The sequence below is a fragment of the Nitrospirota bacterium genome (assembly GCA_030645475.1).
Lineage (GTDB): Bacteria > Nitrospirota > Nitrospiria > Nitrospirales > Nitrospiraceae > Palsa-1315.
Map to the genome: position 1 here is coordinate 1 of JAUSMA010000027.1, position 1,945 is coordinate 1,945.

The following is a 1,945-nucleotide window of genomic DNA, read 5'->3' on the forward strand; positions in this document are numbered from 1 at the left end:
ATTTCTACTGGAGCGAAAAGCCACAGGGCCGACTCCAGACTTGTTGCCGGATGCCACAGGGGCCAGGCACGTGGCAAGGAGGCGAGCGAAAGAACAACATTCCTTCTGGTCGCCCAGGACCTTCTGGCAACGTACCTCTCGCCCAACCGTCGACGATTACCGCAGAAGCGCCATGAATAGTATAGGTTAGGACGGGGGGCGCTTGAGGCTCAGCATGTAGCTCGTCAGATCGTTGAGCTGCTTCTCGTCCAAGGGAAACTTCGGCATAAACGACCCGGGCGATACCGATTGAGGATCTCGAAAATGTTTCAGGTGCCATTCACGTTCAGGCCTCACGTCGCCGACGTAGGACAAGTCCGGCGCGATCGCTCCTCCTTCACCGTGAATGCGATGACAGCCGACGCAGCCGAACTGATAAAAAAGCGCGCGACCGCGCGCGAGAGCCGGATCTACGCGCGGCACGGCATACAGATTCTTGAGCGAGATACCCAACAGTGAAAAGACCACGAGAAGAAACAGCAGCCCGGAGACCAGCGCCGCGGGACGCTTGATCGGATTGCGCACCGGATTCCTGTCGATGAAGGGCCAGAAGAAGAGGCCGAGAACCACGACCATCGGCAGCACCCAGGTCGCCAGCGGCTCCAACGGTCCATGCACGTATTTCAGTAATTCGTAATAGAAGAGGAAATACCATTCCGGCACCGGCACGAAACTGGTATCGGACGGGTTCGCCTTGTCGGTCAAGGGGAAAGGCACCAGCAGCGCGAGACTCGCCAAAACCGCGAACACCGCTAACATGACGACAGCGTCCATATAGACCTGCCGCGGATAGAAGGTTTCGCGGCCGAGTGATGCCCGCTCATCGGTCCAGGGTCCGGCCGGGCCCACACGCCGCAGAATGAAGAGATGCGCGGCGATCAAGGTGACGAGGATCGCCGGCAGAAACAAGACATGGACGGCAAAGAACCGTGACAAGGTGAGCGCCCCCAACAATTCTCCGCCCCGCATGACCTTCATCAGGAACTCTCCGACCAGCGGAACCGTGCCCACCATATTGAGCCCGATCTGCGTTGCCCAATAGGCCGTCTGATCCCAGGGCAACAGATAGCCGGTGAAGGCAAACGCCATTACGATAAGAAAGAGCACGACGCCGACCATCCACATCACTTCGCGAGGCGACTTGTACGCCCCGTACAAGAATGTCTGGAGCATATGCAGCCCGATCGCGACCACCATCCCTGAGGCCCCCCAATGGTGGAGCCCGCGCACGAACGCGCCGAATGTGACCTGCTCTTCGATGAACTGAATACTGTCGTAGGCGTGATCGGGCGTCGGCGCATAATAGACGGCGAGGAACATGCCGGTGATGGCTTGGAGCAGGAAGAGAAAGAGCGTCGCCGAGCCGAACACATAGATCCAGCTGGCGCCGCCTGGAATCGGCTCGTCAAGCAGGGTCCGTTCGACCGGCTTGAGGTTCAAGCGGCTATCGAGCCAGGCATACAATTTTCCACTCATGATGGCTCCACCCTCCTCCTCATGCAGGGGCGCCCATAAATACTTCGACCCGGTTTCGCCCCTTGGCTTTCGCCTCGTACAAGGCCCGGTCGGCACGGTCAATCAACGACTCCACCTGATCTACTTCCGGCGTGAGCATCGCGATGCCGATGCTCACCGTTACGGAGGCCACGTTCTGCTCCCACACCATCGAGGCCTCTGCGATCCTGAGCCGGATGCGCTCGGCGATTCGCAATGCCCCGTCCAGACTACACTCCACCAGACCGATCGCGAACTCTTCTCCCCCATACCGCCCGACAATGTCAGGCGGACGCACTTGCGCCTTTGCGATCCCGACAATCCGCTGCAGCACCTTGTCGCCGAACGCATGGCCGTACCGATCATTGATCTCTTTGAAATGATCGATGTCGAGAAACAAGAACGCGAAAGG

Annotated in this window: 3 protein-coding genes; 1 reads left to right on the forward strand and 2 read right to left on the reverse strand. The window is 59.0% G+C overall.

Going from position 1 to position 1,945, the window contains the following annotated elements:
• Positions 1 to 190, forward strand: a 190-nt coding sequence (locus tag Q7U76_06675) for a hypothetical protein (protein ID MDO8356057.1), incomplete at its 5' end; no start/stop codon positions are given.
• Here the strand turns inward: Q7U76_06675 and Q7U76_06680 are convergent.
• Both Q7U76_06680 and Q7U76_06685 read right to left on the reverse strand, forming a co-directional pair.
• Entirely contained in the window at positions 187 to 1,515 is a 1,329-nt protein-coding gene (locus Q7U76_06680; GenBank protein ID MDO8356058.1) for a cytochrome b N-terminal domain-containing protein, read from the reverse strand. The genes Q7U76_06675 and Q7U76_06680 overlap by 4 nt on opposite strands.
• Before the next feature lie 19 nt (positions 1,516 to 1,534).
• A partial coding sequence (locus Q7U76_06685; protein ID MDO8356059.1) for a GGDEF domain-containing protein occupies positions 1,535 to 1,945 on the reverse strand: 411 nt, incomplete at its 5' end.

Bases quoted from the DNA above. Each gene is read 5' to 3' on its own strand.
- Q7U76_06680 (MDO8356058.1), bottom strand. From the start codon at position 1,515: ATGAGTGGAAAATTGTATGCCTGGCTCGATAGCCGCTTGAACCTCAAG.